Here is a 25,876-nt window from a genome sequence, read left to right as displayed (position 1 = left end):
AGTACTGACGTTAATGAAGAAGAGGGGGATAATATCATGAAGACAATTATCGATACGGATTGGCTAAGTGAGCATGTTCATGATGAGAACCTAAGAATCATTGATTGTCGTTTTTCTCTGGGAAACCCGGCAGAGGGGCGGGAGCGGTACAAAGAGAGTCATATTCCGGGAGCCGTCTTTTTCGATTTGGAAAAGGATTTATCAGGATATGTGAAAAAGCATGGGGGGCGCCATCCCCTTCCGAATATGAAGAACTTTTTGCGCAAGGTGGAGGACGTCGGTATTGATAATGATACAACGGTCGTCATTTATGATGAAAAGGAAGGTGCATTCGCTGGCCGGTGCTGGTGGTTGTTCCAATACATCGGACATGAGAAGGTATATATCTTAAATGGTGGGTTTGCAGCTTGGAAAAAGGCTGGAGGGAAAACAGAATCGACCGTTCCTGTGTTTCCTCTGAAAAGCTATCGTCCAAGCTTTAACGAAACCATCGCGGCTTCTCTGGATGAGGTGAGGAGCATTGCAAATGGGGATCGAGACATCCCATTAATCGATTCCCGTAGCAGAGAAAGATACTTAGGCCATGAAGAACCGATAGACCGCATTCCGGGTCATATTCCAGGGGCGATCAACCTACCATGGACAGATGGTATGACGGAAGGGTATTTTATTCAAGGAGAACAGCAGAATGATCGCTTCGCTCATCTTAACAAAGATGAGCCGGTGATTGTCTATTGCGGATCCGGTGTAACAGCGACACCGAATTTCATTGCACTTAAGGAAGCAGGATTCCATACTGTGAAACTTTATGTTGGAAGCTACAGTGATTGGGTGTCCTATGAGAATCACAAGGTGGAGAAGGAATAATGGCGAATAGCTAATTGGAAAAGGTTCATCACTTTTCCAATTAGCTATTTATTCGTATATGTTATACTTTATAAAGTGAACAAAAACGAGAATGAGCGATGAGGAGTGTATGAATTGAATAATAAAAATGAGCATTTATTACTTATAGATGGTATGGCGCTATTATTTCGATCTTTTTTTGCAACAGCCGTAACGGGTCAATTCATGATGAACTCAAAAGGACTTCCCACCAATGGAGTTCAGGGGTTTATGAAGCATTTACTGATGGCAGCGGACCATGTGAAGCCGACACATATCATAGTATGCTGGGATATGGGGAGTCAGACATTCCGTAATGAAGTATTCAATGACTATAAATCGAATCGAAATGCACCACCTGTTGAACTGATCCCTCAATTTGATCTTGCAAAAGAGGTGGCAGAAGGATTCAATCTTTCGAATGTGGGTGTAGTTGGTTACGAAGCAGATGATTGTATCGGGACACTTGCCAAAATTCATCAAACCGATCGCAAAGTATCCGTTCTGAGCGGTGACCAGGATCTCCTGCAGCTTTTGGACGACAATATTGATATTATGCTCCTGAAAAAAGGCTTTGGTAACTATCAAACCTATACGAAAGATATTTTTGTGGAAGAGAGAGGAATTACTCCTCAGCAATTCATTGATGTGAAAGCATTAATGGGTGATACAAGTGATGGATATCCCGGGGTAAAAGGGATCGGAGAGAAAACGGCATTAAAGCTGATTCAACAATATAACGATATCTCAGGTATTCTCGATCATCTGCACGAGTTAACCCCATCTCAACGGAAGAAGATTGAAGCCGACTTGGACATGCTTCATGTTTCAAGAAAGTTAGCTGAGATTCACTGCGGTGTGCCTCTATCCGTTTCGATAGAAGAAGCTCAGTGGAATAACGTTGCCCATGAAACGCTTTCCTTTGTGGATGACTTAGAGTTGAAGGTGCTAAGAAGATATTTGGTAGGTTCTAATGTGATGGTTGCCACAAGCTAGCCGATTTATTGAGTGTCAGGGATCTGTTTTGGCCCCTGACACTCTTTTATGTGGAAATGCTTACTTTGTATTCGATTTCTTAGCATCTTTTTCCAATTGGCTCTTTGGCTCCATGGCAAATTCTGCATCCTGGGATATCCCTTGTGGATTCACGCTTTTGGCATTTTTACCTTTGTTTTTGTTATTTCCTTTTGTCATACCGAAACCCCTCCTTTACTGTAATCACTATTATTTTGGCTATGTTCATAATAAATATCCTATGTGCAGAGAATTTTAGGACAAACTAAAGACAGGGAGGTGTTAGGGTGAATAAAGGGATTGTTACAGCACTTATTAGTATTGCTCTCGCACAGGGTCTGAAGATTCCACTGCACTTTTTAAAAAAGAAGGAATGGAAGCCTGATCTGTTTTTCCAAACGGGGGGAATGCCAAGTTCTCATAGTGCAGGAGTTGCTTCTTTAACGACATTTATAGCTTTAAAGAGGGGTGTCAGAACGATTGACTTTGCTCTTTCATTTATCTTTGGTCTAATCGTCATGTACGATGCACAAGGAATTCGAAGACAAACAGGTGAGCTGACCCTTAAAGTGAATAGTTTAGATGAGCTCGTTCGCAAAGCTCATGATAAAGAAGCGGTAGAATTCGAAGAGAAAAAACCAAAGCGCCTGAAAGAAATGCTGGGGCATCAACCTCAAGAAGTAGTCGGAGGAGCATTACTCGGTTCGTTTATGGGCTACATTGCCTTCCTGTTTTCGAAAAAGGATAGGCAAAAGAAAAAAATTTCTGTAAGATAAGAGGAGACAAAGAGGCGATAAGGTGAGGAGAAACGTGAAAAAGACAACTGAAGAATTTCTCATAGATCTTGAAAATAAAGGCTTCAAATTTCAAGAAGACGCAATTGGCTTCATCTATTTTGGCAAAAAATACACAGATGCCCCGGATGAACTGGTCAATAGCGCCATTGAAATCACATTAAAAGCTCAAAAACAATTCGATAGCAGTTTTTACATGTCCATATTAGAAAGACTTCATTCCCAAAACATCGCATCCCGAAAAGAAGCGCTGAGATGGATGGAGAAACAGGGCTTGGCATAAGACACGGGACCACCCAAAAGTGTTGTTTCCTTTTTGGTGGTCTTTCCTATTGCTCACCATAAAAAATAGGAGAGCCGCTAATCGGCCTCCTATTTCCCTCCAACAGAATGATTGCAGTCCAAGGCCATATCAGTAATCCGAGCCAAATGAATCCGCCTCTAGTTCAGATGAATGGCTTTTCTGGCCAGCTCATCTGCCGCTTTATTTTCCTTACTGGGTATCCACTTTATGAAGAAAAGGTCTATTTGCTTCGTCATGTCCAATATATCATGGAGTAACTGCTTATATTGAGCATTCCGTACAAACTCTTTCTCAATCGCATGAACGACAGCTTGAGAATCACTCTTCAGCCACACGGTATCAGCATGTTTATCTAAACAGATCTCCAGAGCTTTCTTGCATGCCATGAATTCAGCTTCATGATTATCCATGACTCCTAAAGGAATAGAAAATTTTTCTACTTCCCCGTTATGTTTAATCAATATTCCGGCTCCACTTGGCCCTGGGCTACCAGCACTTGCACCATCAATATTCACTTCAATCATATGAGTTCACCTCAAAATACATCTTTAGAATATTATTATAGTAGCACATTAAATAGAAGGTAGGGAGAAGGGATCCTTAATCCCTCCCTTCAATAGAATAGCCGGGGATAACCAGTGTCCCCGCCTACAACCAACGATCACACATTTTTAGGGAATCGTTTTGCCACATAACCAAATGGGGTATCAATAATGGATATGACCCATTTGAGGAGATAGGTAGTAATGAAAATTTCAAACCAGACATCCATCGGATATTCTCCCAGGAAAGCGATGCTTGTGAAGACAAGAGTATCCAATAGCTGACTCACCATCGTACTTCCGTTATTACGAATCCAAAACTGTGAATCAGAAGGGAATTTCCTCTTTAAATAAGTGAAGATATACACGTCCGTTAATTGACTCACGAGGTAAGCGACTAAGCTTCCCAGAGCAATTCTAGGGATGATCCCAAAGATTGTTGCCAGAGATTCTTGGGCGAAATCTTCAGGATGTGGTTGAAATACTAACACGAGCTGCATAATAATAGTCATAACGATTAAAGTGAAGAACCCCATCCACACCGCTTTCTGGGCTTCTTTCTTTCCATATTTTTCGTTAAGGATGTCCGTTACTAAAAAAGCGGTCCCGTACATGGCATTCCCTAAAGTAGCTGTCAACCCGAAAATTTCAATCGTTTTAACGACCTGTAAGTTAGCTAGTATCGTGGATACCCCTATCCATACAAACAGTCCGGTTCGTCCAAACATTCGATACATAATCAGTAGTAAAGAGAATGTAATGAGAACGAAGACCAATCCAAACCATATATTAAACATATAAAGTCCTCCTAATAAAGATGTTAATAAAACAATAGTCCTCATTATACAAATAAAAGCAAAAATGAACAATCATATGAAGAAAAAGGAGTGAATGATTATGGAAATGAAACTAAAATTTAAATATGCAAACAAAACAGCGTCGAGTATATGGTTTGAATCCAACTACTTCCCAAGAAAAGAAACAATGATTCATATCGATGATCTGATGAAAACCGGAAGAGTCCATGATCTTGAAATCATAGATGAAATGGGGAATTCGTGGTCAAGAAAGGAATTTATCAAACTGAATCAGCAATTGGATAAGGAACCAGAAAACATCGTTGTGTATTTCGACGGAGGGTTTGATAAGGAATCACTCATTGCCGGTGCAGGGATTGTCATCTATTACGATAAAGGTGGAGAATCTTTTAGAATCAGAAAAAATGAACTCCTCGAGGAAATTGAAAATAATAATGAAGCAGAATACGCAGCTTTACATATCGCCCTCGGATTACTTGATGAAATCGGTGTAAAAAATGCCCCTTGTACGATTAATGGAGATTCCCAGGTGGTCATAAAACAGTTGGAAGGGGAATGGCCTTGTTATGAAGAGGGCTTGAGTCGGTGGCTCGATCGTATTGAAGCACTGATCAAAAAGCTTCGATTGAAAATCCATTGGTCCGTGCTGAATAGAAAAGATAATAAGGAAGCGGATAAGTTGGCCAATCAAGCCTTACAAGGGACAAAAGTCCACAGCAATAAACGAATAGAATAATTTCGTTCCCAATTATATACTCTATAAATAACCATACACAGTATGCCTTCGAACAAGCTTAGGAGTGATCACATGAATCGAAAAGAAGTGGTGGATAAAGTGGATGAGCTCATAGACACCTACTGCAACGACTGCTTACTTAAAGCACACTTTCGCAAAGAGTATGGAAAAACCTATGCTCACCGCTTTTGTATAGAAAAATGCACCATAGGAGAACAAATTCGGAATTTCGGACAAAAATTGAATTGAAAAATAAAGGGCAGCAATTCTTAGGTGAACCTAAGAATTGCTGCCCTTTGGTATGCTATATTGTTCGAACGATTATAATTTAACTACGTTTGCTGCTTGAGGTCCGCGATTTCCTTCAACAACGTCGAAAGAAACTTCTTGCCCTTCTTCTAATGCTTTGAACCCTTCGCCTTGAATCGCTGAGAAATGTACGAATACATCTTCTCCACCTTCAACTTCGATGAATCCAAACCCTTTTTCATTGTTGAACCATTTTACTTTACCATTTTGCATTTTCGAATCCTCCTAAATCGTTCAAGCACGTTTGTGCCTCTGGAAAATAGTTTTCACGAAATGATTGACTCTCATACGTTAGAAAAAAGCATGAAAATCGTTCAATTCAATGATGTCTTTACTATACAATATGACGATTTTTGAGTCAACATTCCCACCTTTTTTTGCGGAAATGTTTAAACAATTTGGTTAATATGTATTGACAAATATTGAGTAAGGAAATAAAATTTGCACTAAGGAAACTTTTCTTGCACTAAGGAAACTTTTGTAGTCTTATAAAAAAGAAATTACTTGTGTAAAAAAAAGTGAACATATATAAGTTTCATGAATAAGGTAGATGTAGTAGATATCAAAATCATATAAGTTGGAGAGGAGATCAAACATGAAAATTAGATTAATGGCTCTTGTCGGGATGATCCTTATTTTAGCGGCAGGACTTATCCTATCAGGCTGTGGAGCAACTACCACTGATACTAAAAACGATAAAATAGTCGTTACGACAACAATAGGGCAAATAGGGGATGCGGTTAAAAATATTGGAGGAGAGCATGTAGAGGTTCAAAGTTTAATGGGACCTGGAGTGGATCCTCACCTTTACAAAGCTAAACAGTCGGATATTGGCAAACTTCAGGAAGCAGATATTATTTTTTACAGCGGTCTCCATTTAGAAGGGAAAATGCTTGAGATCTTCGAAAAAATGAACAAGGAAAAACCGACTTATGCAATCGCTGATAGTATACCTAAAGATAAGCTGCGTAAAGATCAGGCAGATAATACGGCAACAGACCCACATGTGTGGTTCGATATTGATTTATGGAAAATTGCATTGGAGCAAGTGCGGGACGGATTAATCGAGAAAGATCCTGAAAACAAAGAAGATTACATCCGAAATACTGAAAAGTACTTTGGGGAATTAGATGAACTGAAAGCATATGCTACGGAAGAAATGTCAAAGATTCCAGAAGAACAAAGAGTTCTTGTAACAGCTCACGATGCATTTAATTACTTCGGAGCAAAATACGATCTTCAAGTTATGGGATTACAAGGTCTGAGTACAGATGCTGAATATGGATTAGCAGATGTACAGTCCCTTGTAAATACATTGGTAGACAGAAACATCAAAGCGGTGTTTGTAGAATCAAGTATCTCTGAAAAATCGATCAACGCGGTTATAGCAGGGGCACAAGATAAAGGCCATGAAGTCGAAAAAGGCGGGGAATTATTCTCAGATGCCATGGGGAAAGAAGGAACGGAAGAAGGAACGTATATCGGTATGTATAAGCATAACGTCGATACGATTGTAGAGGGACTAAAGTAAGTCTTAGGAGGCGATACCATGAATTCAGTAGATATTAAGGGCTTAACCGTTGCGTATCATAGAAAACCGGTTTTGATGGACGTAGAGTTTTCTGTTCCAAAAGGGAGATTAATCGGAATTGTAGGTCCTAACGGTGCAGGGAAATCCACATTAATTAAAGCCATTCTGGGTTTGATTCCCCGCTCGTCCGGCGATATCAAAATCTTCGAAAAAGCGTATTCCCCTAAAAGCAAATTAGTTGGGTACGTCCCTCAGCGAGGATCTGTAGATTGGGATTTCCCTACAAATGCACTGGATGTTGTATTAATGGGGAGGTATGGTCATTTAGGATGGTTCAAGAGACCATCAAAGAAAGATGTACAATTTGCCATGGAGTGTCTCGATAAAGTAGGGATGACTCAATTTGCCTCAAGACAAATAAGTCAGCTATCAGGGGGGCAACAGCAAAGGGTTTTCCTTGCCAGGGCATTGGCTCAAGAAGCGGAAGTTTATTTCATGGATGAACCATTTGTTGGTGTGGACGCTGCAACGGAAAAAGCGATCATATCCTTATTGAACGAATTAAAGGAACAAGGCAAGACCGTGTTGGTTGTTCATCATGACCTGCAAACTGTTACAGAGTATTTTGATTGGACGCTGTTACTGAATAGAAAAACGATCGCCTATGGTCCAACGAAAGATGTGTTTAGCGTAGAGAATTTACAACTAACCTATGGAGGGAAATTATCTTTCCTGGAAAAGGATAAAATGTTACTTCATCCATAGAAAGAGGTGAATAAGATGAATCATTTATGGCAATCGATTTTAACGGACGGAAATACACAATGGGTATTATTGAGTACCTTATTACTGGGGATTGCGAGCGGAGTTTTAGGCAGCTTTGCTTTACTAAGGAAACAAAGCTTAATAGGGGATGCGGTCGCCCATGCAGCATTGCCCGGAATCTGTTTTGCATTTATGTTCATGGGTGAGAAAAATTTCTTTGTACTATTGATTGGTGCTGCTGCCACGGGGCTCCTTGCTGCATACACGATACAACTCATTACGAACACAACGAGAATAAAAGAAGACACGGCCATTTGTTTGGTATTGTCTGTATTCTTTGGTTTAGGCATTGTCCTTTTAACAAAAGTCGCTCAAATGCCTACTGGTAACCAAAGCGGTTTGGATGATTTCATCTTTGGGCAGGCAGCCTCCTTGGTGGGCAGAGATGTTCAGCTTATGGGTTTAACGGCAGCGGCTTTAATCATTATTACGTCACTTTTATTCAAAGAATTTAAGGTGAGTACCTTTGATCCTCAATTCGCGAGGGGAATCGGGCTTCCCGTAGGATTTTTGAATTTTCTTTTTGTTTCCTTGTTAGTCATTACGGTTGTCATCGGTATTCAAGCAGTAGGTGTCATCCTGATGGCGGCTATGCTGATCACTCCTGCCATATCAGCAAGATACTGGACGGACTCATTGCGGACTATGGTCTTTATTTCAGGAATTGTCGGAGGCTTATCAGGAATAGTGGGAACGCTGATCAGTACCCTTGGTAAAGGATTATCGACCGGCCCCTTCATTGTATTGACGGCCACAGTTATTTTTATCATATCCATGCTGTTCTCTCCGAAGCGCGGATTAATCTCGGTTACATTGAAAAGATTGAAAAATGATGATCGACTGGCTATGCGCTTTATTTTGAAAAAGATGTATGAATCAGGTAAAGGAACGATACGTTTAGATCAATTATATCAACAAAGCAATATTTCTAAATTAAGATTTAACCGGGTTTTGAAGCATCTAATGAAAAAAGGTTATCTGGGTCAAGAGGATGGAATATTGACGATTTCTAAATCAGGGCTAATGAAAGCGGAGCAATTCAGCTTTGTTGATGAAATCATGGAACTGAAAGAAATGTACCCGAGTGAGTTGGGGTCACTTGATATTCATTGGATTGAAAAGGAAGAAAAAGAGACGTTATCAAAAGAGCAACTCACAAAGCTGCAAATGAAAATGTCAGATATATATAGGCAATATCCTTTCTTAAACGTAAAAATGTCAAGTAGAAGAGGGGGGCAAGGGTATGAGTTATGAATTATGGATTCTTCTGACTGGTAGTTTAGTAGGTTTATCCTGTGGCATCGTAGGATGTTTCTTAATCCTGAGAAAGATGTCGATGTTAGCAGATGCAATCAGTCATACCGTGCTCCTCGGATTGGTTATGGCATTCATTGTCAGCCAAAGCATGAATGGATTTTATATGTTGATCGGTGCAGCAGTGGCTGGATTGTTGACTACCTTTATGGTTCAGTTATTGAATTCCAGCGGGATCCAGGAAGATGCTGCAATAGGTGTAGTGTTTACTTCCCTGTTTGCTGTAGGGGTCATCCTCATTTCATTGTTTGCTAAAAATGTTCATTTGGATGTGGAGCATGCCTTAATGGGTGAAATTGCATTCGTCCCTTGGAATACCTTGTCATTGCCGATACTTGGGGACATTCCTAAATCAGTTGTGATGCTGGGATCTGTATTGCTATTGGATATCCTTATCATTTTCCTTCTGTTCAAAGAGTTTAAATTAACCTCTTTTGATCCAAGTATGGCAGCGGCAATCGGTATCCCGGTACTTGCGGTTCATTATATCTTAATGGGTCTGGTATCCGTTACGACTGTATCCGCATTCGATAGCGTTGGTGCGATTCTCGTGGTAGCGATGCTCATTGCCCCTGGTGCTACAGCATATTTACTTACGAACCGATATAAAGTGATGCTTCTATTAAGCGGGGTCATTGGAGTCTTTGACAGCATCATCGGATATTACGGGGCAAAGATGTTCGATGTGTCCATTTCCGGTGCAATGGCAGTGGCCGCAGGACTTGTTTTCTTCATCGTATGGATGTTATCACCGAAATACGGGTTGATATCCAGGTTCTTAAATCAGCGATTGACAGAGGAGTAATTTAAAGTGCTTGGGTTGTATTCATTCTGTAGTTATAGTAAACTTTTAATGATATTTATGGAAATTTGGAGGGTACAGAATGCCTACACCAAGTATGGAAGATTATATAGAACAGATTTATATGTTAATTGAGAACAAAGGTTATGCCAGAGTATCAGATATAGCAGAAGCTTTATCTGTTCACCCCTCCTCAGTTACCAAAATGGTGCAGAAGTTAGATAAGGACGATTATCTCATTTACGAGAAATATCGCGGGCTTGTTCTGACTCCAAAAGGAAACAAAGTAGGAAAGCGTTTAGTATATAGACATGAACTGTTAGAACAATTCCTTCGTGTAATTGGAGTGAAAGAAGAGCATATTTATGAAGACGTAGAAGGAATCGAACACCACCTAAGCTGGGATTCCATTGATCGTATTGGAGATCTCGTCCAATTCTTCGATGAAGAGAAGGACCGGGTAGAAGAACTTCGAACCATTCAGAATCGTAGTGAATAAACAATCATGATTACTGGAACAAAGACAAGAGGACTTCATGCACATGGCATGAAAGTCCTTTTTGTTGTATTTAGGTACTGTTTTATTCTCAGTGCACGTGTCCGGAAAAGGTTCCCGATCAAAAAATGGAAGGATAGTCATTAAAGCTTCCGCCATCAACGGACATACTTGATATTTCTGTTTCTCCCCATTCATTCTCATTCAAGGTCACTCCTTGAAGTAATCCCTCAGAAGCTTCCAATACAGCTTTTCGATAGGAGATTATTCGGCCAGAAGAAGTTTGGAAACTGATAATATCTCCATGGTAGTTCCGTTGAACTTTAGAAATCTCTTCCATACAACATCACCTTTCTTGTTCTGATTATAGAAATAGTATGGACAAAAAGGTTGGAAAACATAATCGACTTGGCAATTCGCCTTATAAGTTTACATAATATTATTATTTATTCAACGTTCTCCAAGTCTTCACTCTTGGAAAGAAGGATTTTCGCTGATGGAATGAGAATATAGAACTAAAGAGAAAAATTATTGAGGTGTACATATGAAGAATTCAGAATGGCATACAAGTGCGAAAACCCGCTGGGAAGACAATGCAGATCACTGGCACGAACGAAGTGTTGAAATGTGGACGAGTGGAAGCAGGAAAGCGATCATCCCATTCTTTACTAAACATATTGATAATGGGAACCGTGTAGCTGATTTAGGATGTGGTGACGGGTATGGTTCCTACTTGTTATATAAGAAGGGGTATGAAGTCACAGGGATGGACTTCTCTGAGAAAATGGTTGAAATAGCGAAGAAACAAGAGAAGGACCAACTATCATTTCTCCAGGGTGATTTGCGATCCCTTCCATTTCAAGATGAACAATTTCATGCCATCATGGCGATTAATTCAGTTGAATGGACTGAAAATCCCTTACATACTCTAAACGAAATCGAACGGGTTGTGACTCCGAATGGGTACATATGTATTGGTTTATTAGGTCCCACTGCTCACCCCAGAGATAATGCCTTTCCACGTCTTCATGGAAAGGAAGTTATTTGTAATACAATGATGCCCTGGGAATTAGAGAAACTGGCTAGTGAAAAAGGGTGGAAGAAGGTCGATGAAGACTGGGTCTACAAAAAGGCTGTGAAGCCGTCCTTAACAGAGAATCTTACAAATGAATTAAAACAGGCTTTAACCTTTATGACCTTGTTTATGTTCCAAAAATAAAAAAACATGATCGATTCTCAAGTGTGAGGAACGGTCATGTTTTTATTAGGAAAGACAATAATGGTGTAGATGTAAAATTCAAAAGAGATAAGGTTGATTTATAGTGTAAAATAAAGAAATACTATAGTTACAGTGTACAAATTGTTTGAAAGTAAAGTTTAGGGAAATGCATGCTATTTTGTAAAAGATTGAATGAAATAAAAGTACATGCTGCTTAACTGTAAATATGAAACTAGAAGGTGAGTTCAAGTGACGACAACGAAGAAAAAAGTGAAATCAGATATTGAAATTGCTCAACAATCTACTATGCAACCGATCCTGGACATTGCGAAAAAAATCGGTCTCACAGAAGATGATTTAGAGCTTTATGGTAAATACAAAGGGAAATTATCTTATGAAGCGATACATAAACTCAAGGACCATGCCAATGGGAAATTAATCCTTGTAACTTCGATAAACCCGACTCCGGCAGGCGAGGGGAAATCAACGGTTACCGTCGGACTGGGGGATGCGTTAAATCAATTAAATAAAAACACGATCATTGCCATGAGGGAACCATCACTTGGTCCAACGATGGGAATCAAAGGCGGAGCAACAGGAGGAGGGTATTCCCAAGTTTTGCCCATGGAGGATATCAACCTTCATTTCACAGGTGATATCCACGCGATTTCGACTGCCAACAACGCTTTAGCCGCATTGATAGATAATCATATCCATCAGGGAAATGAATTGAATATCGATCAAAGAAGGATTGTATGGAAACGGGCTCTGGACATGAATGACCGTGCCCTTAGACAAATCATCGTTGGTTTAGGTGGACCCCTGCAAGGTGTTCCCCGTGAAGACGGATTTGATATTACAGTGGCGTCTGAGATTATGGCAGTTCTTTGTTTATCTCAAAATCTTGAGGAATTAAGAAGAAGGCTTGGAAGAATGGTTGTCGCATACAATTTTACCAAACAACCGGTTACCGTCGAAGATTTAGGAGTTGAAGGTGCACTCACATTATTGTTAAAGGATGCCTTAAAACCTAATCTCGTTCAAACGATCGAACATTCTCCCGCCCTTATTCATGGCGGTCCATTCGCAAACATCGCCCATGGGTGTAATAGTGTCATGGCGACCAAAACAGCCCTTAAGCTGGCTGATTATGTTGTGACGGAATCTGGATTTGGTGCTGATTTAGGAGCCGAGAAGTTTCTGAATATCAAATCTCGAGCTGCAGACTTAGCCCCGGATGCCATCGTGCTAGTAGCCACCATCCGTGCTCTGAAAATGCATGGAGGTCAAGAAAAAAGTGATCTGCAAGCTGAAAACCTTCAGTCTTTGCAAAAAGGATTATCTAATCTGAAGAAGCACATGGAAACATTAGATCATTTCAACGTACCTTATGTGATTGCCGTTAATCGATTTGTGACGGATAGTGATGACGAAATCCAGACCCTTATCAAGTGGTGCGAAAATTTGGGAGTGCAAGTTTCACTAACCGATGTATGGGCTAAAGGTGGAGAGGGTGGAAGAGACTTAGCCGAAAAGGTGTTGCATGAGATCGAAGGGAACACGAAAGAATTTTCTCGCCTATATGAACTTTCTGATTCACTCCAATCTAAAATTGAAACGATTGCGAGTAAGGTTTATGGAGCGAAAGAAGTAGATTACACGGTGAAAGCACGGAAGCAGCTCCAGCAATTTGAAGATCAAGGATGGGGGATCCTGCCCGTTTGTATGGATAAGACACAATATTCCTTATCCGATGATCCATCTAAACTCGGGCGGCCTGAAGGTTTCACGATCACAATCAGAGAGCTTAAGCCGAAAATCGGAGCCGGATTTATTGTTGCATTAACAGGAGAAGTAATGACTATGCCAGGCCTGCCAAAAAAACCGGCTGCATTCGGAATGAATGTGGATGATGACGGCAGGGCTGTAGGGTTATTTTAGTCATTGAGGTTTGAAAGGAGAGGAGAACATGTTTGATCCAACAGCATTTGATAACTTAAAGGTAGTCTTTGAGGGAGCTGTCTATGATCTTGATTTAACAGGTGAAATCCAAATCCTTGACCGGAAGGATTTATTTGACTTTGCCCACTATGAACGATGTTATCAAATACACTATTCATTACCTTACAAGAAATCCATTTCGATAGAATTTCATTTGAAAGCTGATATGGGTCATTTTCTGGCAGAGAGGAAGATGATGACAGAAATGAATTCGGCAGGAGCTGACATCCTCATCGTCTATAAGGGAGATGAGAAGTTGCACCATTGCCGGTCGTTTCTTCAAGAAACATGGAGTAAGGATAAAAATTGGGAATGGAAAGAAGTTACATCTTCTCTTCATCCGACTGCCTACGAGGGGGTTCTGACTTTTAATAGAGTCATTACTGAAGAAATGGTGGATGATGTTCTTCAAATGATTTCATTTTCGGTTGATACTTTACAACAGCTTGATCGAATAGACTTCTAGTACTAAAAAGAGTTCATCACTATATAGAAAAAGGGGATTTTACAATGAGAATAGCCTGGGTAACAGATAGCACAGCATTTGTACCAATTCATTCAAGTAGTAAAGAAAATCACATCTATATCGTTCCAATGAATATACTTTTTGGGGAGCGGGAGTTTCAAGACGGTGTAGACTTATCTCCGGAAGAATTGTTCTTGAAATTAAAGGTAGAAAAAGTAGAGGTGAAAACCTCACAACCTTCAATCGGGACGTTTAAAGAGTTGTATGAAGAATTATCCAAGGACTATGATTATATCTTTTCGATTCATGTTTCTTCTCATTTTAGCGGCACATATTCATCTGCCCATCAAGCTGCAGAGCTGTTAAAGGATACACTACCGAACATTATCTGTATAGATTCGAAGGTCATTTCCAATCCGTTGACAGAATTGATCCTGTTCGGTCAAAGATTGTTGCATGAAGGGAAAGACCCACTTCAAATTAAAGTAGCCATTGAAGAAAGAATCGCTTCTTGTGAAACCTATGTAATGGTGGGCAGCTTAGAGCAACTACATAAAAGTGGACGAATGAGCGGGCTTTCGTTCTTCCTTGGAAGTGTTCTTAATGTAAAACCTATGCTTGCAATAGAGAATGGAAAACTTGAAGTGAAGGACAAGGTAAGAAGTATAAAAAAAGGATTGACGAGCATGAGCGATCGCTTAGATCAAGCTCTATCTGTGAAAAAAATAAAGAAAGTATCCGTTTTACACGGATTAAACCGGGAAGATGCCTTAGAATGGATTGAACAATTGAAAAAAACGTACCCGGAGATAGAATTCGGGGCCTATCCTTTGGGGGCTGTAATTGGAGTGCATGCCGGCGCAAATACGATCGGAATAAGCTGGTTTGGAGATAACGAAGAGAATTAGTAGAGAAAGGAGGGATGTGTAGAAACATACATCCACTCCTTTTTATTCTGATTAGAGGATTTTATTTGGTACAATAGAGGAGAAGATGACCATGGAGCGGAAAAAGCTGGACGGTATAATCGACTATTTAAAACGTGAGTACCTGGGTGAGTCTACAGGACATGATTGGTATCATTTGGATCGTGTACGAAAACAGGCACTGATCATTGCCAGGGAAGAAAATGTACCCCATACATATATCATCGAGCTGGCTGCATTGCTACATGATGTACCGGATGATAAGTTCGTGGAAGAAGAAGAGGGGAAGAGAAGGCTGGATCACATCCTATCCACCATCTCACTAACGGAAACTGAAACGAAGTTACTGAAATCGATTATTTATTCCATATCTTATAAGGGTGGTCACGAAGCAGTGTTAACATCGTTAGAAGCGAAAATCGTGCGCGATGCCGATCGTCTTGACGCCATTGGTGCCATCGGGATCGCAAGAACGTTTGCATATGGAGGAAGAAAAGGTCGACCACTGTATAACCCTGAATTTCAAGTAAGGACGGAGATGACCCTTGAGGAGTACAGAAATGGGGATAGTTCCAGTATCCATCATTTTCATGAAAAGTTATTGAAGCTGAAAGACTTAATGTGTACGGAAACGGGAAGAAAACTGGCAGAGCAACGTCATGCTTTCATGCTGCGGTTTTTAGAGCAATTTAATAAAGAATGGACTGGTCAAGAATGAGAATGTTAACAGCTGAGAATCTTTCTAAAACGTATGGAGAGAAAACTCTGTTTAAAGATATATCGTTTTCGATAACTGAGAAAGAAAGAGTCGGACTGATCGGGGTGAATGGAACGGGTAAATCAAGCCTGTTGAAACTCATTGCCGGGATGGAAGAATACGATACCGGAGAGCTTTCGAAGCCTGGCGATTATCATATTGCCTACCTTCAACAAGAGCCTGCATTTGATAAGAATTTAACCGTGATACAACAAGTGTTTCGTGGGGAAGCAAAAATCATTCAAGCTATGCGGAATTATGAAATGGCCCTTATGGATATGGAGAACAACTCAGAAAATCCTCGAATTCAAGAAGATTTATTTGAAGCTCAAAAGCAAATGGATATCCTTCACGCATGGGACGCAAGTGCAAATGCGAAATCCATTTTAACAAAACTGGGAATTCACGACTTTTCAAAGAAAATGAGTGAGCTGTCAGGTGGGCAAAAAAAGAGAGTCGCGCTGGCAGGCGTCCTTATTGAAACACCGGACTTGTTAATCCTGGACGAACCGACCAACCATTTAGACTACCAATCCATTAAATGGCTGGAAGATTATTTGGGAAAGTATAATGGATCTGTGTTACTCGTAACCCATGACCGTTACTTCCTTGATAGGGTAACGAACAGAATCTTCGAATTGGATGGAGGAAACCTTTACTCCTACAAAGGAAATTATGCTTCATTTATTGAGGCGAAGGCTTCCAGGGAAGAAGTGGAACGGCAATTATCCGAAAAGCAGCAAAATCTTTATCGAAGAGAGCTTGCCTGGATGAGAAGGGGAGCAAAAGCCAGAACCACTAAACAAAAGGCTCGAATTCAACGATTCGATCATTTAGAGGATACGATGTCTTCAGGTCCCTCAGGCGGCCAGGTTGACATAGCGATAGGAGGAAACCGTCTGGGTAAACAAGTATTTGAGTTCAAGGCTGCGTCAAAAATGTTTGAAGACACGCGAATATTAGAAGAGTTTTCTTTCCTCATTAAGCCTAAAGACCGAATCGGAATCGTAGGTAAAAACGGGAGCGGAAAATCAACATTTCTTAACCTCCTTGCCGGAACCGATGAGCTTACAAGTGGTGCATTACTCAAAGGCCAAACCGTAAAGGTCGCTTACTATACCCAGGGTCATGAAGAACTTGATGAGAATATGCGTATGATCGAATATATAAGAGACGCAGGAGAATATATCACGACGGATAAAGGAGAGCAAATTTCTGTTACTTCCATGTTGGAAAGATTCCTATTTCCCATGAGTACACATGGGACATTGATCCGAAAGCTTTCCGGTGGAGAAAAGCGAAGACTCTTCTTGCTTAAGCTATTGATGTCAAAACCGAATGTCCTTTTGCTTGACGAGCCGACGAATGATTTAGATACTGAAACCCTCACCGTTCTGGAAGATTATATAAATGAATTTTCAGGTGTCGTCATAACCGTTTCCCATGACCGTTACTTTTTAGATAAAACAGCTGAGCAATTACTGGTATTTAATGGAGATGGACAAATCGACTTTTACTTTGGGGAATATACTGAGTACCTGGAAAAGAACGAAGCTAAAAGTAAGAAGCAGGATCTGGTCAAGAAGCAAGAATCTGCTCCCGTGAAAGAAGAGAAGGAAAAAGAGAAAAAGAGGCTTTCTTACATGGAAAAGAGGGAATGGGACGAAATTGAAGAAAAGATGGCCCACATCGAGAATAGGATAGAAGAAGCAGATGCTGAGCTGCAAAAGGTCGGCAGTGATTTTGATAAAGCACAACAGTTAATGAGCGAAAGTGAAAAACTCAACGAGCAATTGGAAGAGCTCATTGAGAGATGGACCTACCTTTCCGAATTTGCTGAATAAGTCTCTTCATTTAAGGCGTCATGGATACTGTGTTAGAATGGATGGTATACGAATTGTTTATAGAAAGGGGTAATAAGCTTGAGGATAGTATCGATTGAACCTACTCCAAGTCCTAATACGATGAAAGTTCTTCTTGATCAAGAAATGAAAGCCGGGAAGAGCAATAATTATAAAAAAGATGAAGCGGATGGGGCTCCTCCCGTCATTAAAGATATCCTTGCCATTGACGGCATTAAAGGGGTCTATCATGTTGCCGACTTCTTAGCCGTTGAACGGAATGCGAAATTCGATTGGCAAGAGCTTTTGCCACAGGTTAGAAAAGCATTCGGTGAAGATACTCTGGACCAGGAAAGTGAATCTCCCATGGAAGAACATTTTGGTGAAGTGAATGTTAGCGTGCAGATGTTCAAGGGAATTCCGATGCAAGTAAAGGTGGCAGACGGGGACCAAGAGAAGCGATTTTCCCTTCCTGCCCCATTCCTGGAAGTGATCGGTCAGGCTCAAAAAGATGGGGATAATGTCGTCCTTCTCAGAAAGTGGAAAGATTACGGTATCCGCTACGGTGACTTAGATGAGATTGGGAACAATGTGACGGAAGAACTAGTTGCAGCCTATCCTTCTGAGAGGCTGGCAGCACTTGTCGAAGAAGCACAGGAAACAACCGATTCCAAGGGACCTCTCATTTACAAGAAAAAGCAAAAGGTGAGTGTCGCGGACTTTGAAGCCCCGGACTGGCAAACAAGGTATCAGAAGCTGGATGCGATGGAGGATCCGACATTAAATGATTTACCTCTCTTGGAAAAAGCCCTGGAGGACGAGAAAGTATCCATTCGCCGATTGGCTGTTGTCTATTTGGGAATGATTGAAGATGAAAAAGTCCTTCCTTTGCTGTACAGGGGTTTACGTGATAAGTCAGTCACAGTAAGGAGAACGGCGGGCGATTGCCTTTCGGATTTAGGTTTTGCAAAAGCCACTCCGGAAATGATTCAAGCCTTAAAGGATAAGAGTAAGCTTGTCAGATGGCGTGCTGCCATGTTCCTTTATGAAGTAGGGGATGAATCTGCATTGCGTGGCTTACGGGAAGCGGAAAATGATCCTGAATTCGAAGTGAAACTTCAAGTGAAAATGGCCATCGAGCGAATAGAGGGTGGCGAAGAAGCAAAAGGATCTGTTTGGAAACAGATGACCGAAGCACGTCACCAATAAAAGAGGGAAAGGGTTGATGATTGATGTCAATGGCATATGAAGAGTATATGAGACAGTTAGTGACGCCGATGAGACAAGAACTTACACAAGCAGGCTTCAACGAGTTGGATACAGAAGAAGAAGTAGTGAATTATATGGAACATGCAGATGGAACAACCCTGGTCGTTATTAACTCTGTATGTGGGTGTGCAGCGGGACTTGCAAGACCTGCTGCAACGCAATCCGTCATGAATAATGAAAAAACACCGGATCACCTCGTTACAGTCTTTGCTGGTCAAGATAAAGAGGCTACAGCCAAAATGAGGGAGTACTTCGAAGGGTACGAACCTTCATCCCCATCAATGGCTTTACTTAAAGGGAAAAAAGTCGTTCACTTCATCCCAAGGGAAGAAATTGAAGATCATGACATTTCATCGATTATTTCCAATTTATCCACAGCTTTTAACGAACATTGCTAAAGACCAAAAAGAAACGGGTGACTCTGTCATCCGTTTCTTTTTATGGTAGGATAAATAAATGTTAGAAAAAACGTACAAGCAAAATGGTACCATTAAAGGAGAATGTACATCGTGTTTGTCACAACAAGCGGGAGAGCGAACCAGGAAATCATAGAAAAAGCATATAAAACATCAGAGGTACTCGATATTCCCTATATCCCCAGAAAAAAGAGATCGATTTTACACCATATGAATCTGCATGAACAAAACTGTTTAGTGATTGGAAAAGAGAGATTAGAACTTCATACTAGAGAAGACAAAAGCGAACCGTTCTTTTTCCACCCTAATTCCGCTTCCTTCCGAATCAAAAGAATCATTCGCGGAGAGACCGATCCACTCATAGAAGCTTCTGACCTTAAAGAAGGTATGAGTTTCCTGGACTGTACGCTTGGTCTTGCTTCAGATAGTATCATCGCCAGCCATATCGTGGGCGAAAAGGGGAAAGTAGTTGGAATCGAAGCGAATAAGTATATCTCGCATATCCTTCATCACGGACTTCAGGACTGGGTATCTCCACTACATGAACTGAATAGCGCCATGAATCGAATCAGCGTCATCAACGGACATTTTCAGGAAGTATTAAAAAATATACCTGATGATGCGTTAGATGTCGTTTACCTTGATCCCATGTTTGAAGAAGCCTTAACAGATTCTCATGGAATTAACCCGATCCGCCAATGGGCAAGCTATACAGGCTTAACAAAAGAAGGAGTAGAAGAAGCAATAAGGGTTGCCAGAAAGAGGGTAGTATTAAAAGAACACCATCAATCCCCATTATTCGAAGAACTCGGATTTGACGTCATGAAAAGACCTTCAGCCAAATTTCACTTTGGAATCATTCGAGTATAAAAGTCTTTTATTTAGGCTCTATTCGCAAAGATTGTGTCTCTCTTAAGAAGAAAATAGATTAAACAATAGGTAGTGTGAAAACAGGGACCGTTCCTTTTCGCTCCAGACACTTGCTTTCCGCGGGGAGGAAGTCGAGCCTCCTCGACGTCCCGTCTGTGGGGTCTCGACCTTTCCTCTATTTCCCGCAGGAGTCAAGTGTCTTCCGCTACAATCCACTCTGTGCTTCTATATTTTGACTGCCTAATGCAGGATAGAAAAACACAAAAATTAGCTCCTAATGTAGATATGTTGTCGAGTATTAGTTCCCACAGTAAATTAGTAATTAATAAATTTCACATATTCTGAATTTCATTAACGACTATGGAAAGCTGTTGGACCCTACCTTCTGATGAAGAATACTGTATTCGATTTAAATTTTATTTTAACACCTTTTAGCTCTGTCACTAAAAAATCTCTTAAAGATGGTGAGGGGAACTGCGCAGACTCCTGCGGAAGTACGGTCGTGCCGAGACCCCGGAAGCGAAGCTGAGGAGGCTCGGTCGAACGCTAGCTACAAGCGAAGAAGTTCCCCTCACCATCCAGCACATACTGATTGACAGAGCCGAAGCAGACCTTTTGTTAAAAAAAGATCGTTGTGAAAAATATTTAGAAATAAAATAGACAGGCATCAAAGCCTGTCTAATCATCTAAGTATTAATCAGTAAATCCTAGTACAACGAAATAACCTAATAGAAGTAAGTATCCGATATTGATCATAAGTCCTGTATCCATCTAGTTATCCTCCTTACAAAGTATCCTCTTTAATATACTACCACATAAATATTTTTATATCCTACAAAAAAATGAAACCTTTTTCACTTTTTATCCGTAAGAAATAGTATAATAATAGACGTAATACATAGGAAAGGACGTTATCTATGTCAATCTGGCTTAAAAAGTCGTTTTTCATCCTGCTATCCATTCTAACATTTGGACTTGTTTCCCCTTCACAAGCCTTTCTCAATGAACAAAATCACACAATGGCAAAAGGCAATGGAAAGCCTTCGTCGGTTGAATCTGTTCCAGAGGAAGTACAAGTACTGGAAGAGGAGTCTTCCATTTCCCATGAGGATTTCATAGGGAATATGATGGTACAAGCAGAGAAAAACGCTTATGAAAAGTTTGGGACTAAGATCAAGCCTGTCATTGAAGACGAATTCAAGTCTTTGATCCTTCCTAAGATCGAAAAGGCGATAGCTGATACAGCTGTTCATTTTCCAGAAGAAGACTTAACGTCACTTACTATTTCAGAAGTGCCTCAATATGCAAAAACAGAAAAGATTTTTCATATTTATGACCAACGCTCTGGTGATGATGTCATACGATTTCATGTAAGAAAAGATCATCCGCCGAAAGATGGCTATTACTTTAATTTTCACTATCATACAGTGCATGATCAATTTCAAGCTCACCATGATTTAGGAAGCATATATTGGGATAAAAACACTCCGCCACAATGGAGAAGTGTTTCGTAATCTCTATGATTATATAGAAATGAATGAAAGCAAGTACGTGGACAAGCGTGCTTGTTTTTTTGGTTTCTAATAGGCAATCCGCCTCCGCTTTAGTGTCATCTAGCTCCGGTGGCTTGCCCCTCGAGGTCATAAGACAAAGCTGCCAAGAAGGCAAAAACCGCCTTCCCGGCATCTTCGTCTTATGCTTGTCGCCTCTGGCAAGCCGCCTCCGCTTTAGGTATTGGAAACAATCTTTCCTAAAAACAACTCTATCATTATGTTAAAATAGTAATAACATCATGATACTTTCCTTAGAAGAAAGGAGGGACAATAAGTGAAGCGTATATTCATCATCCTCGCTATTTCGGTTACTCTAATTATTCTCTGGACCAACTCAAAAGCCAACTACAGCGGAACCCTCTTAAAGCATTCTCCTCTTAAAGCACAATTGCAACTTCAATCCGGTAAACAGTTAGAAAATATGGTCCTGTTGCCACAAGCTGCTTATGATAAAACAGCTGCTATGGAAATGATTGAAAGATTAGATCATATTCCCACCTCACTCTTAGAGTCTACGAATTCACAGGAAATCAAAATAAGGCTGTTTGAAAAAAAATTAACCGATTTTTCTACGACAAGTCACTTGAAAGGAGTGACCCCAAGAGGGTACACTAATAAAAGTATTACATGGGATGACGTTCCTGGAATCGGTGGATCGAAGCTTGTATTAGTGAAAATCGGTCATAGTGAGAAAGGAAAGGGTCATAATTCGTCAAATCTGGAATTACATGAACTCGCTCACAGTATTGATCGTTACGTCTTAACGGACCTTTATTACGAGCTGGAATTTTTGCCTCTTTGGAAGAGGGAAGCTCCACGGGTATTCCCGAATGAACCTTATTTTCTTCAATACAAAGAAGAATATTTTGCTGAAACATTTGCAATGTATTATTTAAACTCTGAAACTAGAAATCTTCTGAAGAAGAGAGCACCAGCAACATATCAATTCTTTAAAGAACTATAAACTTATAAAAGGTGTGGTCGTTGTGAAGCAATATCTAGACTTGTGCAAACATGTCCTTGAAAAAGGCACCAAGAAAGAAGATCGAACGGGTACAGGCACGTTAAGTACGTTTGGTTATCAAATGCGTTTTGATCTGAAAGAAGGGTTTCCTCTACTTACAACGAAAAAGCTGCATGTGAAATCCATTGTCCATGAACTCCTTTGGTTTCTAAAAGGAGATACAAACGTTGAATATCTTCAAGAAAACGGTGTCCGGATCTGGAATGAATGGGCGGATGAAAATGGAGAGTTAGGCCCTGTATACGGTCACCAATGGAGATCATGGTCTGGAGCAAACGGGGAAACGATTGACCAAATTACGAACCTCATTGATACGATTAAAAACAATCCCGATTCCAGAAGAATGATTGTAAGTGCGTGGAATGTTGCGGATGTAGATCATATGGCTTTGCCTCCTTGCCACTGCTTATTCCAGTTCTATGTAGCCGATGGCAAATTATCCTGTCAGCTGTACCAACGTTCCGCTGATGTATTCCTCGGGGTTCCTTTTAATATTGCATCATACGCTCTATTAACGATGATGGTAGCTCAGGTATGTGATCTGGAAGTAGGGGAGTTTGTCCATACTTTTGGTGACGTGCATATCTATCAGAATCACCTTGACCAAGTGAACTTACAGCTTTCCAGGGAGCCAAGATCATTACCAACATTATCTATCAATCCTGAAGTGAAGGATATTTTCGAATTTAAGTTTGAAGATTTCAACCTTGAAGAATATGATCCGCATCCACATATTAAAGGAGCTGTGAGTGTATGATCTCTTTTATATGGGCAATGGATCAGAATCGTTTGATCGGGAAAGACAATGGATTGCCATGGAGGCTTCCTGAAGACCTGAAATTTTTCAAGAAAACGACGGATGGACATGGAATCGTCATGGGAAGAAAAACGTTTGATTCTATCGGTAAGCCGTTACCAAAACGGGAAAATGTCATACTTACAAGAAATACAAGCTTTCAACCGGAAGGCTGTCTTGTCCTGCATTCTGTGGAGGATATCCTGGAATGGGCGGATGGAAGAGACTCAGAAACCTTTATTATGGGCGGAAGAGAAGTGTACAAGCAGTTTATCCCTCATGTAGATAAGCTGTATGTAACAGAGATTCATCATGAATTTGAAGGCGACACGACCATGCCTTCCATCCCATGGGAGGATTTCACCTGTATCTCCTCCGTTAAAGGATTGAAGGATGAGAAAAACCCATACGACTATGAATTTAAGGTTTATGTCCGTAAATAGATGAGAAGATAATAAAAGGGTACTGCCGGGATATTCCGTCAGTACCCTCTTATTGGGAAAACATAATCTTACTTAAACGTAAAACAAAATACAGAAATACATAAAGCTGCTTCCTGCCAGGACGAAAAGATGCCAGATGGCGTGATTGTAAGGCAGTTTGTTCCACACATAGAAAATGGCTCCTATGGAATACATGATTCCACCTGCCAGCAATAGACCGAATCCGGCACCGGTAAGACTTGCATACAATGGTTTAATGGCAATGATCACGAGCCAGCCCATCACCAGGTAAAAGAGAGTGGAAACAACTTGAAAACGTTGAACAAAATAACATTTAAATACAATCCCTACAATGGCGAGTCCCCAGACAATTCCAAACAATGTCCAGCCGAGTGTGCCTCTCACACTGACTAGCATAAACGGTGTATACGTTCCCGCGATCAGGATATATATCGCCGAATGATCTAAAATGGCAAACAAATTCTTTACCTTCGAAGGCTTGAAGCTGTGTAACAGGGTTGAAAATAAGTATAGAAGTATCATTGAAGCACCGAAGATAGAGAAGCTGACAACGTGCCAGGCAGAGCCTTCGTGAACGGCGAAAATGATTAACATCACTAAAGCCGGTATGCTCAAAATCAATCCGATTCCATGGGTAATGGCGTTCGCAACTTCTTCTTTCCAATTGGAAAAATCGAAATCATATGTCAAAAAAGTCTCATCCTTTCTATTATCCCCTCATTGAACGCTCAATGAGTCAATATTGTATATATTTATGATAATCCTCTTATCGTCATTGTGCAATCATTAACAAAGTAAAGAGTTAAAGTGCGCCTTTTAGATTAGAAATTCTCCTCATAATGATGTATATTCCTTAGTAAAGATAATAAGTGAGGTGACAGTCGTGTGCGGTAGGTTTTCCTTAACAACCCCCTTAGAAGAATTAGTGAGACAATACTTAATTGATGAATTCCTTGAAGAGTGGCAGCCAAGATACAATATTGCTCCAACACAAAAAGTTTTGTCCCTTATTTCACTTAAGGGTAAGCGCAGAGCGGGAGAAATAACGTGGGGCCTCGTACCTCATTGGGCCAATCGGAAGAAGTGGAAACCTTTGATCAATGCCCGCAGTGAAACCTTATTGGAGAAACCGAGCTTCAATTCCCTTGTCCATACGAAAAGAATGGTGATTTTTGCCGATGGATTTTATGAATGGAAGAAGGAGAAAGACCAAAAGGTACCTGTAAGATTTCAATTAAAAGAAGAAAAGCCATTTGTTTTTGCCGGATTGTGGGATCGCAATGGAGAGTTCACAACCTCCACCATCCTTACGACAGAGGCCAATTCCATTGTACAACCAGTACATGAACGAATGCCTGTTATGCTCACGAGTCAGGAAGCGATTGAGAAATGGTTAAACACAGACGATTACTCTTTTGAAGAAGCTTCTTCCGTTTTAACGCCGCTTCAAAAAGACCAAATGAAAGGGTACCGGGTATCCGATATCGTCAATTCACCCAAACATGATTTCCCCGAATGTATTGTGCCTGTTTCATAACCGATTGAGAGAAAAAATATTCGTATTTTTGCACGATTAGACATTTTATGCGCTTTAATATGGGGTATAATAAGAGTATAAACGGGTGAAAAAGAGGATTGATACTTTGCTGACAAAAACCATTGAGTTCAAATCAAAGGATGGACGGAAGATCAAAATCTTAGAAGTTCCTGTCATGAAGGAAGATAGCCCGCTCTATCTAAGGGTAAACCTCAGGCTTCATCAATTCATTTCAAAGGTTGTCAAACAGAATGGGCCTAAGACCATGTACAGCTTTAGAGAACATTTAAAGAGAACGACGAAATGGTCAGAGTATGAAGAAATTTATCAATCAGAAGAGTTAAAGAATAATGCATAATTCTCTCGG

General features: G+C 40.5%; 32 protein-coding genes. 26 read left to right on the top strand and 6 right to left on the bottom strand.

All coding sequences use genetic code 11. The annotated features are described in order from the left end of the window. Positions 1-36 precede the first annotated feature (36 nt). Together ACOSV2_RS07235 and ACOSV2_RS07230 are read left to right on the top strand one after the other, a co-directional pair. Positions 37-867 (top strand): sulfurtransferase, encoded by an 831-nt coding sequence (locus ACOSV2_RS07235; RefSeq protein WP_428974564.1) that lies wholly within the window; start codon positions 37-39, stop codon positions 865-867. Positions 868-981: 114 nt separating this feature from the next. Beyond that, the gene (locus ACOSV2_RS07230; RefSeq protein WP_428974563.1) at positions 982-1,881 is read left to right on the top strand and encodes a 5'-3' exonuclease; all 900 of its coding nucleotides are present in this window, start codon (positions 982-984) and stop codon (positions 1,879-1,881) included. A gap of 60 nt (positions 1,882-1,941) precedes the next feature. On the opposite strand, the gene sspL is transcribed toward ACOSV2_RS07230, so the two are convergent. Further along, complete coding sequence (sspL, locus tag ACOSV2_RS07225) at positions 1,942-2,079, bottom strand: small, acid-soluble spore protein L (protein ID WP_428974562.1); 138 nt, start codon at positions 2,077-2,079, stop codon at positions 1,942-1,944. 107 nt (positions 2,080-2,186) lie between these two features. Here sspL and ACOSV2_RS07220 point away from each other — a divergent pair, with 107 nt between their 5' ends. Both ACOSV2_RS07220 and ACOSV2_RS07215 read left to right on the top strand, forming a co-directional pair. Continuing rightward, complete coding sequence (locus ACOSV2_RS07220; protein ID WP_428974561.1) at positions 2,187-2,675, top strand: divergent PAP2 family protein; 489 nt, start codon at positions 2,187-2,189, stop codon at positions 2,673-2,675. Between the two features lie 34 nt (positions 2,676-2,709). Then, positions 2,710-2,976: a DUF6123 family protein gene (locus ACOSV2_RS07215; protein ID WP_113970776.1), complete on the top strand. Its 267-nt coding sequence runs from the start codon at positions 2,710-2,712 to the stop codon at positions 2,974-2,976. A gap of 158 nt (positions 2,977-3,134) precedes the next feature. On the opposite strand, the gene ACOSV2_RS07210 is transcribed toward ACOSV2_RS07215, so the two are convergent. Both ACOSV2_RS07210 and ACOSV2_RS07205 read right to left on the bottom strand, forming a co-directional pair. Next, positions 3,135-3,521, bottom strand: coding sequence for a reverse transcriptase-like protein (locus ACOSV2_RS07210; RefSeq protein ID WP_428974560.1), 387 nt, complete (start codon positions 3,519-3,521; stop codon positions 3,135-3,137). 137 nt (positions 3,522-3,658) lie between these two features. Further along, entirely contained in the window at positions 3,659-4,336 is a 678-nt protein-coding gene (locus ACOSV2_RS07205) for a queuosine precursor transporter (RefSeq protein ID WP_428974559.1), read from the bottom strand. Between the two features lie 100 nt (positions 4,337-4,436). Here ACOSV2_RS07205 and ACOSV2_RS07200 point away from each other — a divergent pair, with 100 nt between their 5' ends. Together ACOSV2_RS07200 and ACOSV2_RS07195 are read left to right on the top strand one after the other, a co-directional pair. Next, complete coding sequence (locus ACOSV2_RS07200; RefSeq protein WP_428974558.1) at positions 4,437-5,093, top strand: reverse transcriptase-like protein; 657 nt, start codon at positions 4,437-4,439, stop codon at positions 5,091-5,093. Positions 5,094-5,165: 72 nt separating this feature from the next. Beyond that, on the top strand, positions 5,166-5,342 hold the full coding sequence (locus ACOSV2_RS07195; protein ID WP_397553940.1) for a zinc-finger domain-containing protein: 177 nt from the start codon (positions 5,166-5,168) through the stop codon (positions 5,340-5,342). 72 nt (positions 5,343-5,414) lie between these two features. On the opposite strand, the gene cspD is transcribed toward ACOSV2_RS07195, so the two are convergent. Then, complete coding sequence (gene cspD, locus ACOSV2_RS07190) at positions 5,415-5,615, bottom strand: cold-shock protein CspD (protein WP_113970771.1); 201 nt, start codon at positions 5,613-5,615, stop codon at positions 5,415-5,417. Between the two features lie 382 nt (positions 5,616-5,997). Between cspD and ACOSV2_RS07185 the strand changes: the two genes are divergently transcribed. The 5 genes from ACOSV2_RS07185 (at position 5,998) to mntR (ending at position 10,373) form a co-directional block, all read left to right on the top strand. Continuing rightward, positions 5,998-6,933 (top strand): metal ABC transporter solute-binding protein, Zn/Mn family, encoded by a 936-nt coding sequence (locus ACOSV2_RS07185; RefSeq protein WP_428974557.1) that lies wholly within the window; start codon positions 5,998-6,000, stop codon positions 6,931-6,933. Between the two features lie 18 nt (positions 6,934-6,951). Then, the gene (locus tag ACOSV2_RS07180; RefSeq protein ID WP_428974556.1) at positions 6,952-7,698 is read left to right on the top strand and encodes a metal ABC transporter ATP-binding protein; all 747 of its coding nucleotides are present in this window, start codon (positions 6,952-6,954) and stop codon (positions 7,696-7,698) included. A gap of 15 nt (positions 7,699-7,713) precedes the next feature. Next, positions 7,714-9,012, top strand: coding sequence for a metal ABC transporter permease (locus ACOSV2_RS07175; protein WP_428974555.1), 1,299 nt, complete (start codon positions 7,714-7,716; stop codon positions 9,010-9,012). Continuing rightward, the gene (locus tag ACOSV2_RS07170; RefSeq protein WP_428974554.1) at positions 9,002-9,877 is read left to right on the top strand and encodes a metal ABC transporter permease; all 876 of its coding nucleotides are present in this window, start codon (positions 9,002-9,004) and stop codon (positions 9,875-9,877) included. The genes ACOSV2_RS07175 and ACOSV2_RS07170 overlap by 11 nt, the downstream gene beginning before the upstream one ends. 79 nt (positions 9,878-9,956) lie before the next feature. Next, positions 9,957-10,373, top strand: coding sequence for a transcriptional regulator MntR (gene mntR / locus ACOSV2_RS07165; RefSeq protein ID WP_113970769.1), 417 nt, complete (start codon positions 9,957-9,959; stop codon positions 10,371-10,373). A 118-nt stretch (positions 10,374-10,491) separates the two neighbouring features. Here the strand turns inward: mntR and ACOSV2_RS07160 are convergent, their stop codons facing one another. Then, positions 10,492-10,710: a DUF3892 domain-containing protein gene (locus ACOSV2_RS07160; protein WP_428974553.1), complete on the bottom strand. Its 219-nt coding sequence runs from the start codon at positions 10,708-10,710 to the stop codon at positions 10,492-10,494. 204 nt (positions 10,711-10,914) lie between these two features. Between ACOSV2_RS07160 and ACOSV2_RS07155 the strand changes: the two genes are divergently transcribed. The 13 genes from ACOSV2_RS07155 (at position 10,915) to ACOSV2_RS07095 (ending at position 23,951) form a co-directional block, all read left to right on the top strand. Further along, complete coding sequence (locus tag ACOSV2_RS07155; protein WP_428974552.1) at positions 10,915-11,589, top strand: class I SAM-dependent methyltransferase; 675 nt, start codon at positions 10,915-10,917, stop codon at positions 11,587-11,589. A 249-nt stretch (positions 11,590-11,838) separates the two neighbouring features. Next, positions 11,839-13,530, top strand: coding sequence for a formate--tetrahydrofolate ligase (locus ACOSV2_RS07150; protein WP_428974551.1), 1,692 nt, complete (start codon positions 11,839-11,841; stop codon positions 13,528-13,530). A gap of 28 nt (positions 13,531-13,558) precedes the next feature. Next, complete coding sequence (locus ACOSV2_RS07145; RefSeq protein WP_428974550.1) at positions 13,559-14,056, top strand: hypothetical protein; 498 nt, start codon at positions 13,559-13,561, stop codon at positions 14,054-14,056. A gap of 44 nt (positions 14,057-14,100) precedes the next feature. Then, on the top strand, positions 14,101-14,964 hold the full coding sequence (locus ACOSV2_RS07140; RefSeq protein ID WP_428974549.1) for a DegV family protein: 864 nt from the start codon (positions 14,101-14,103) through the stop codon (positions 14,962-14,964). A gap of 91 nt (positions 14,965-15,055) precedes the next feature. Beyond that, positions 15,056-15,700, top strand: coding sequence for an HD domain-containing protein (locus tag ACOSV2_RS07135; protein WP_428974548.1), 645 nt, complete (start codon positions 15,056-15,058; stop codon positions 15,698-15,700). After that, complete coding sequence (locus ACOSV2_RS07130; RefSeq protein ID WP_428974547.1) at positions 15,697-17,583, top strand: ABC-F family ATP-binding cassette domain-containing protein; 1,887 nt, start codon at positions 15,697-15,699, stop codon at positions 17,581-17,583. Before ACOSV2_RS07135 ends, ACOSV2_RS07130 begins: the two co-directional genes overlap by 4 nt. A 78-nt stretch (positions 17,584-17,661) precedes the next feature. Beyond that, positions 17,662-18,789, top strand: a complete 1,128-nt coding sequence (locus ACOSV2_RS07125; RefSeq protein ID WP_428974546.1) for a conserved virulence factor C family protein — start codon at positions 17,662-17,664, stop codon at positions 18,787-18,789. A gap of 23 nt (positions 18,790-18,812) precedes the next feature. Next, positions 18,813-19,247 carry a BrxA/BrxB family bacilliredoxin gene (locus ACOSV2_RS07120; protein ID WP_428974545.1) on the top strand — a complete coding sequence of 145 codons (435 nt, stop codon included), beginning with the start codon at positions 18,813-18,815 and terminating at the stop codon, positions 19,245-19,247. Between the two features lie 102 nt (positions 19,248-19,349). Continuing rightward, positions 19,350-20,135 carry a class I SAM-dependent methyltransferase gene (locus tag ACOSV2_RS07115; RefSeq protein WP_428974544.1) on the top strand — a complete coding sequence of 262 codons (786 nt, stop codon included), beginning with the start codon at positions 19,350-19,352 and terminating at the stop codon, positions 20,133-20,135. A gap of 917 nt (positions 20,136-21,052) precedes the next feature. After that, the gene (locus tag ACOSV2_RS07110; protein ID WP_428974543.1) at positions 21,053-21,649 is read left to right on the top strand and encodes a YpjP family protein; all 597 of its coding nucleotides are present in this window, start codon (positions 21,053-21,055) and stop codon (positions 21,647-21,649) included. A gap of 313 nt (positions 21,650-21,962) precedes the next feature. Then, a complete protein-coding gene (locus tag ACOSV2_RS07105; protein WP_428974542.1) occupies positions 21,963-22,652 on the top strand; it encodes an anthrax toxin lethal factor-related metalloendopeptidase in 690 nt (229 codons plus the stop codon). A 22-nt stretch (positions 22,653-22,674) separates the two neighbouring features. Beyond that, a complete protein-coding gene (locus ACOSV2_RS07100; RefSeq protein WP_428974541.1) occupies positions 22,675-23,469 on the top strand; it encodes a thymidylate synthase in 795 nt (264 codons plus the stop codon). Continuing rightward, positions 23,466-23,951 carry a dihydrofolate reductase gene (locus ACOSV2_RS07095; RefSeq protein ID WP_428974540.1) on the top strand — a complete coding sequence of 162 codons (486 nt, stop codon included), beginning with the start codon at positions 23,466-23,468 and terminating at the stop codon, positions 23,949-23,951. Before ACOSV2_RS07100 ends, ACOSV2_RS07095 begins: the two co-directional genes overlap by 4 nt. A 72-nt stretch (positions 23,952-24,023) precedes the next feature. Here ACOSV2_RS07095 and trhA read toward each other — a convergent pair whose 3' ends face one another. After that, entirely contained in the window at positions 24,024-24,662 is a 639-nt protein-coding gene (trhA, locus tag ACOSV2_RS07090; RefSeq protein WP_149156850.1) for a PAQR family membrane homeostasis protein TrhA, read from the bottom strand. A gap of 193 nt (positions 24,663-24,855) precedes the next feature. On the opposite strand from trhA, the gene ACOSV2_RS07085 reads away from it, so the two are divergent. Both ACOSV2_RS07085 and ACOSV2_RS07080 read left to right on the top strand, forming a co-directional pair. Then, positions 24,856-25,509, top strand: coding sequence for an SOS response-associated peptidase (locus ACOSV2_RS07085; protein ID WP_428974539.1), 654 nt, complete (start codon positions 24,856-24,858; stop codon positions 25,507-25,509). A gap of 85 nt (positions 25,510-25,594) precedes the next feature. Then, positions 25,595-25,867: a DUF2535 family protein gene (locus ACOSV2_RS07080; RefSeq protein WP_397553957.1), complete on the top strand. Its 273-nt coding sequence runs from the start codon at positions 25,595-25,597 to the stop codon at positions 25,865-25,867. Positions 25,868-25,876 lie beyond the last annotated feature (9 nt).

It is taken from the genome of Rossellomorea sp. DUT-2, assembly GCF_052665285.1.
This window is presented reverse-complemented; position numbering and strand designations above follow the sequence as displayed.